Below are 6,777 nucleotides of genomic sequence, written 5' to 3' on the forward strand. Positions count from 1 at the left end.
GAGGGAAGCGGCGTCGACGAAAAGGGATATGACGCCAAGTCCGGGAAGTGCATCGTTTCGGTCGATCCGCGCTATTTCCGCCCCACTGAGGTCGCGACGCTTCTTGGTGATCCGTCGAAGGCCAAGCAGAAACTCGGTTGGGAGCCCAAGACATCGTTCGAAAGCCTGGTTCGAGAAATGACGAAAGAAGATCTCGAATCCGCAAAACGGGATGAGCTCATCAAGCAGCACGGCTTCAGATATTATCCGCGCCACGAGTGAACGGCGGCAAGCGTAAGAACAAGAGTAAGCATCCGGTGCGGGCCACAGGCAGGTTAGCCCTTACCTGGCGAGGAAATCAGAAAAGGCAGAAGCGCTAAGAATAAGGTGAGGATCGGCATGCCATAAAACACGGTCAGGCCGGCACACGCCGATTAGAATAGCGCTCGATCAGGATCGCATGAACAATACGGTTAGTTTCCTGCCAGCCGCTTCCGCTGTTTCGGACGTCGTTCAGAGCAGCTCTCCGAATACTAGCAATGAAAGCGACATAGACAGCCATCAGAACGAGATACACGTAGAACCCGTACTCACCGATCAGCTTGACTATTTCCTGAAGCGCCGCATGGATACTCATGGCCGATTGCCCCTCTAGAGACATTTCGCGAATAGCTCTCTAGCAATGTTGGCAACATGATACGATAGTTGTCACGCAGCAGCGTCACCAGCTCGCAGATCACGCCGCCTGTGCAGCAATCGCTGATCCCGGCGTCCAATTCCAGGGCAGAAGCTCGTCGAGCCGATGAGCTGGGTGGGCAGCGATGCAGGCAAGGATATCCGTGAGCCAAGCCTGCGGATCGACGTCGTTCATCTTGGCCGTAACGATCAAGCTGTACATGGAAGCTGCGCGCCGTCCGCCACGATCAGAGCCGCAGAACAACCAGGATTTTCGTCCGGGAGCTATACCTCTTAATCCTCGCTCGGCGGCATTGTTCGAGAGACAGACGCGGCCGTCCTCCAGGAAGAGGGTGAAGCTCGCCCAGCGCTTCAGGACGTAGTTGAACGCCTTGGCCAGGTTGTGCCCACGGGAGAGCTTGGCGAGCCGCTCCCGCATGTAGACCTGAAAGTCCTCAACCAGAGGCCGGGTCGGCCTCTGTCGAACCCGAACGCGTTCCTCGGCACTCCTGCCATTGATAGAGCGTTCGATCTCGAACAGCGCATCGATCCGCCGCACGACCTCGACCGCGATGGGCGAGAGCGGGATCTCCTTCTTGCCGGTGGCCTTGAGACGGGCATTCTCTTCGATATCGGCCATGGCGAAGAACGGGCGCCGCGCATGGACCCAACACGCCGCTTCCCGGATCGGTCCAGGCTGGCGTCCCGCCAGATAGAGCTGGTTGTACCCGTCATAGGCGTCGGCCTGCAGGATGCCTGCATATCGGGCCAGATGCCCCTGGGGATGCTCGCCCTTGCGGTCGCGGGAGTAATAGAACATCGCCGCTGGCGGCGCCGTGCCTCCAAAGGGCCGGTCGTCCCGGACGTAGATCCAGCATCGTGCCGTATCGGTCTTGCCCTTAGCGAGCACCGGCACGGTCGCATCATCGGCATGAAGGCGCTCGGCCGCCATGACATGGGCTTCGACCAGGCGCAGAAGGGGATCCAGCGACGCACAGACCGATCCCACGGCGTCCGCCATGGTCGACAGCGCGATCGGCACGCCTTCCAGCGCGTAGCGCTCGGCCTGCCGGTTCAACGGCTGATGCTAGCCGAGCTTCTCGAACATGATTATGGCCAAGAGGTTCGGGCCGGCCCATCCCCGTGCGACGGCATGGAATGACGCCGGCGCCTGGCTGATCTTCTCGCAGTCACGGCAGGAGAACCTCTCGCGCACCGTCTCGATCACCTTCCACTGGCGCGGCACCACTTCCAGTGTCCGGGTGACGTCCTCGCCGAGCTTGCGCAGACGATTGCTACCACAGCATTCACAAGCCGTCGGCGGCTCGATCACCACCCGTTCCCGTGGGAGGTGCTCGGGGAGGGTCTGACGCTCGGCGCGCTTGCGCGTAAATCCGCGCGCCGTCGTCGCCTTGGCCACGGCGCGCTCTGCCGCCAGCTCGTCTTCAGTGGCGTCACTTACCAGCTCTTCGAACGTCAGCACCAACTGCTCGACCAGGCGTGACGAACGCTCCGACCGCTGGCCGTAGATTTGATGCTTCAGCTTGGCGATCTGCAGCTTCTGCTGGGCGATCAGCGCGTCGTCTTCAGACGCCTTCGCGTGGGCGACTGCAAGCTCAGCCGCGATCTCCAAACCCTTCGCGCGCTCGGCTGCCAGCGCCGCTCTCAAGGCGGCATGTTATCCGGGGCATCGCATCAGCATTCCCGCGACGCAATGAATCACAAATTGGAGGCGCTGGGACTCCCCAAAATGTAAGATCTGCGGGACTTTATGCTCAGCATGCGCTCTGTGGTCGCCAGCTCAGTTGCGGATTGCGCTAGTCGATCGCCTCCAGCATGTAAGCCATCTGCGCTGCAGAGATCGATACGGCGCCGCCGGACGCTGAAGGCCAGATGAACTTGCCTCGGTCCAGGCGCTTGGCATAGAGCGATATGCCCAACCCATCATGCCAAAGAATCTTGAGCAGATCGCCGCTGCGGCCCCGGAAGATATAGAGATCGCCGGCATGGGGATCGCGCTTCAGGCTCTCCTGAACCGTAAGAGCCAGGCTTCGCATGCCGCGGCGCATATCGGTGTGGCCGGTCGCGATCCAGACCCTGACGCCGCTGGGAATCGGAATCATCGTCGTCGCAAGAGCTCGAGAACCTGCTGCAGCGCCTCAACATCCACGTCGCGGTCAACGCGAACACGACAGCCGCCCCCGAGCTCAATCTCGATGATTCCAGCCCTTGCACGCTGCGCGGGCGGTGAAGACGCCAGTTGTGGTGCGCCGCTCGAGATCGGAACCGCTACAGGTGATCTCGACGGGAACAAGATCAGGTGTGGCATCTCGGCCCAGTCGCCCCTGGCGCGCTTGTCGACGCCAGGTGAACAGCAGGCTATGAGCCGCCCCGTGCCGGCGTGCCACGCCGCAGACCGTCTCGCCGGGCTGCAAGGTCTCTTCGACAAAGCGGACCTTCTCGTCGTAACTTCATCGCCGCCGACGCTCGGCGCCCAACACATTGACCTGCATTCCGACCTGACCTTAAAGCTAGACTTAAGGTCAAATCCTCAGGCCCCCTCGCAAACTACACAAGGCGGCCTCGGTCGGAGGGATACGGATCTACGATGTCGATCGCGAGCAGCCACTCGACCGCAGATTGGGGGTCGAGGTCTCGGAAGATTGCGGCCTGAAGCGCCTGATAGTGGTCGATGTTCTCTCCAGGAAGAAGTTGGGGCGGAGGACATAGCGCCTCGAATTGAGGCGGCAAGACGCTTGCCGGATGCGGTTTGCGCAGATCTACCGGACCATTCATTGACCTTGCGCCTCCAATGGCGGACGCGGCGGTAGAGCGACCGGTGTGCCTTTCGTCAGATGGACGGGGCTGGCATCCCAAAGCTCTTTCGCGACCGGAAGGGGCGCAATTTGCAGGTTAGTCCATCAAGCCCTTTCATTTCCGTGTCGGTGCAGGGATTGGTGATGAGATCGGCAGAGCGGGACCGTGAACTCGTCGCTGACCTTGCGTCCCAATGTTCGTGGCTGGGCGAACTTAAGGTGATGCGCATCGGCGGGGGTCTTCTGGCAGACCAGACAACCTTGGCTGCGGATGAAGGCGAGGTGATCCTTACTCCGTCGCCGAGGCGGCTCCTTCGGGAAGGCGAGGCCGGCCTCCTCTTGCCGAGCGGGCCAGCAGCCACTTCGATGTTACTGGACGCCGTCGCAAGGCCTTCATCGGGAGGAACGAATCTAAAGGGCGCAGGCTGCTGATCCGCGGAATGGATGTCGGGCAGAGGGGTATCCCGGATCCGCCTTTGATACGCGGCTTCGAGAGCGCGGGCATCCGCCTCCAGGAGAGTGTTCTTGAGAGGGGGCTGATCCTGGCCCAGGCGAGCAGTCCTCGTCGTCCTCCTGGGCGGATAGCTGGCCCAGGAGCCGGTCCAGGAGTTCTGCGGACCGTTCGGGCGGCAATACCGCGGGTCGGTTCAGAACGCTGCCAGGCGGCCTCCTTTTTGGTCCTGACGCGGCCTGCGGCTCGGGGGCAGCGGGAGGCTCCGTGACGACGTCAGCCGCGTCCAAATCGTCCTCCCCGGCGATTCCGACCAAGGCAAACAGGGCATACCGGCGGGCATAGGTCAGCGCGGAGCCCATCCGGTGCGGCGCTTCGACCTCCTTGGAGGCGCAGACCGGAAGATCGGAGGAGATCCATTCCCCGGAGGCATGGGCGAGCAGGGTGGTGAGATGGATCTGCCCCGTGACCTGCTCGATCCGGGTGGTCTGGATGGTGGCGATCTCCTGCTGGCTTAGCACCTTGCGAACGATGTCGAGGCCGGAGGCTAGGAATGAGTAGCGGAAGGTACGATCATCCTCTCGGGGGAAGGGCGACCTGATTACGGCAGTCAGGGTCTTCTCGGGATTTGTTAGCTCAGCTTGGGCCCGGGCCAGGGCGGCGGCGATAGTCCCGATGCGCTCATTGGATTGATGCATGGGATCCCCCCGTCAGCCTCAAAACTGACTGCACCAGACTTGGAGCGTTTGGCCTTAAGGTCGGGGCCCGTCACCTCCTTGGCATCCTCCGGCATGAGTGCCTTCAGGTCGGCTTTGGCTGCCTCATGTTGTCCGTGCGCCTCTCGGGTTCGAAGGTATGTGGCCGCAAACTCCGCCCATTGGTTTGACGTGGACATGTCGATGACCTTGACGGCCTCCAGCCTCGGACGGGGCGTCTCGATGTTGAATAGGATGGGCGGCTCGCCGTTCTGCACGCAGCACCAAAACTTCTTCTCAGCCGTCAGCAGAAGGTGCTGATACAGCGGGTCGGCATGGAGCTTGATCTCGACCCATTTGCCGCCGCCGGTGATGATGGAGAGAACGGCGCTGCGGGATGCGGTGACCCACATGTTGTGCTGCAGCTGAGCCATGTGCTTTTCGGCCGCAGCTTCTTCGCTGAAGGCCCAAGGCAGCATGAACTTGGCTTCGAAGACGGCGCCGGTCTGCTCGACGGTCCCGTCCAGCGTTGCCGCCATACATTTGTGGACGGGATGGCGAACGCGCTTCTGGATGTCCTTGACGGTGTGCCCGTTCGCGCGTTGATACCAAGCGCGGTTCAAGACCTCGGTCACGGTCCCGAGCCGAACGATCAGATTGTCCGAGAGATCCTGCGGCTCCGTTTCGCCGCGCTTTTCGCGCCAGAGGCGGATTAGATTCTCTTGGTTATCCCCCATTGATGATCCGGGCGTCCGAGCCGCCGATGAAACGCCGTCTGTCGTTCGGGTTGAACCGGACGATTTGATGGTGTGGCTCGTGTTGGCCGTCACTCTGAACGCTACGCACTGATATCTCCCACTTCAAGAACAGCGGCGCTCTTCGCCGCACTGCCTGAAGCCCCGCGTCCGCGAGGTGAGATACCGGCGCCGCCATCGCGCTCTGGCCGACGCAGTAACGCTCCAATTGCAGAGGAATGCCAGTCCTATCTGCAGCAACATTCTTTCTTGTTATCGCGTCTGGAATGGCTTTTGTTCTCGTCCTTTAGGCAAGGGCGGCGCTGAGATCGGCCAGCATCAAATCGACAAAACAAAGCCAATCTACGTCCAAGGGCCGCAGGGAAGATCCTATCCACTCGCGCGACGTGTTGAAATGAAACAGCGATTGTCGGATGATTGTTAGAATCCTTTCCCGCGCGGGGTAATGAGTTCGATGCGTCCGGCAGTTTTTTTTGATCGCGATGGCGTCCTCAACGAGGACGATGGCTATGCTTTTGATCCGGACAAGATCCGGTGGGTACAAGGAGCCCAACAGGCTGTGAAGGCGGTCAATGACGCTGGGTATTTTGCGTTTGTCGTGACGAACCAGTCGGGAATCGCGAGGGGATTTTACGAAGAGCGACATGTTCGCAATTTGCACGAATGGATGTCGCGTGAGCTTGCTAGAGTTGGTGCCCATATCGATGCGTTCGAATTTTGCCCCCATCATCCCGATGGCCTGATTGAACGCTATCGTGTCCTCTGCAACTGCCGTAAGCCGCAGCCGGGGATGATCAGAGCTCTGCTTGAGCGATATGCCGTAAATGTCGATGCTAGCTTTATGATCGGCGATAAGCAGAGCGACCTTGATGCGGCGCAAGCTTCCGGAATAGCGGCCTATCTTTTTGATGGACCAAACCTCCATACGTTCATTGCGCCGTTGTTGGCGGATCGGTCCTGTCCTCCGGACCAACCGCGGCCGCATTGCGGAGGCGCGAGAACGAAAGGGTGAGGCAGGGATCTTCGCGATCGAGGGATCGCTCGATTGCTAGTGGGGAAATCGAGAGGCAAATTGGCGTCAAAGCGACAAATCGAAGCCAATCGCGCAAACGCAGCGAAGAGTACGGGCCCGCGAACAAGCGCTGGGAGAGCAGTATCGAGCCGGAATGCTTATCGGCATGGCTTGTCGCGTTGGGACGAGACCGCTGGTTCTGGCTTCGATGAAATCCTCACGGCGGAGTTCAAATGCGCGAATATGGAAGTGGCGCTTCGAGATCTGGCTCAAGCTAGGGGTCGCCAAGATCGTCTGCGAGCTGTTAGACTAGTACCTCGACGCAGAGGTTTTGACTGGTTGATCTGGGTCCTGCAAGATCGGTAGCTGCTCGGGGGCGACGAGGACTTCGATG

5 protein-coding genes and 4 pseudogenes are annotated in these 6,777 nt (G+C 60.5%); 2 read left to right on the forward strand and 7 right to left on the reverse strand.

The window, feature by feature from the left end:
• On the forward strand, positions 1 to 261 hold a 261-nt coding region (locus UNPF46_RS36070; RefSeq protein ID WP_181770270.1), incomplete at its 5' end, for a GDP-mannose 4,6-dehydratase.
• Between the two features lie 133 nt (positions 262 to 394).
• Here UNPF46_RS36070 and UNPF46_RS36075 read toward each other — a convergent pair.
• The 7 genes and pseudogenes from UNPF46_RS36075 to UNPF46_RS36105 all read right to left on the reverse strand — a co-directional run bounded on the left by UNPF46_RS36075 (position 395) and on the right by UNPF46_RS36105 (position 5,417).
• The gene (locus tag UNPF46_RS36075) at positions 395 to 616 is read right to left on the reverse strand and encodes a hypothetical protein (protein ID WP_142253213.1); all 222 of its coding nucleotides are present in this window, start codon (positions 614 to 616) and stop codon (positions 395 to 397) included.
• A gap of 99 nt (positions 617 to 715) precedes the next feature.
• Positions 716 to 2,323, reverse strand: a pseudogene (gene tnpC, locus UNPF46_RS36080) (IS66 family transposase).
• A gap of 148 nt (positions 2,324 to 2,471) precedes the next feature.
• Entirely contained in the window at positions 2,472 to 2,777 is a 306-nt protein-coding gene (tnpB, locus tag UNPF46_RS36085; RefSeq protein ID WP_100177389.1) for an IS66 family insertion sequence element accessory protein TnpB, read from the reverse strand.
• Positions 2,778 to 2,861: 84 nt separating this feature from the next.
• Positions 2,862 to 3,104, reverse strand: a pseudogene (locus UNPF46_RS38795) (transposase); the annotation flags it as partial.
• Between the two features lie 471 nt (positions 3,105 to 3,575).
• Positions 3,576 to 3,797, reverse strand: a pseudogene (locus UNPF46_RS38800) (DUF968 domain-containing protein); the annotation flags it as partial.
• Between the two features lie 84 nt (positions 3,798 to 3,881).
• Positions 3,882 to 4,619 (reverse strand): ERF family protein, encoded by a 738-nt coding sequence (locus tag UNPF46_RS38485; protein ID WP_245448317.1) that lies wholly within the window; start codon positions 4,617 to 4,619, stop codon positions 3,882 to 3,884.
• Positions 4,553 to 5,417: pseudogene (locus UNPF46_RS36105) on the reverse strand (YqaJ viral recombinase family protein). Before UNPF46_RS36105 ends, UNPF46_RS38485 begins: the two are co-directional and overlap by 67 nt.
• A gap of 408 nt (positions 5,418 to 5,825) precedes the next feature.
• Here UNPF46_RS36105 and UNPF46_RS36110 point away from each other — a divergent pair.
• Positions 5,826 to 6,383, forward strand: coding sequence for a D-glycero-alpha-D-manno-heptose-1,7-bisphosphate 7-phosphatase (locus UNPF46_RS36110; protein ID WP_100181179.1), 558 nt, complete (start codon positions 5,826 to 5,828; stop codon positions 6,381 to 6,383).
• Positions 6,384 to 6,777: the final 394 nt, after the last annotated feature.

Origin of the sequence: Bradyrhizobium sp. UNPF46, assembly GCF_006658625.1 — a bacterium.
Taxonomy (GTDB): Bacteria; Pseudomonadota; Alphaproteobacteria; order Rhizobiales; family Xanthobacteraceae; genus Bradyrhizobium; species Bradyrhizobium nitroreducens.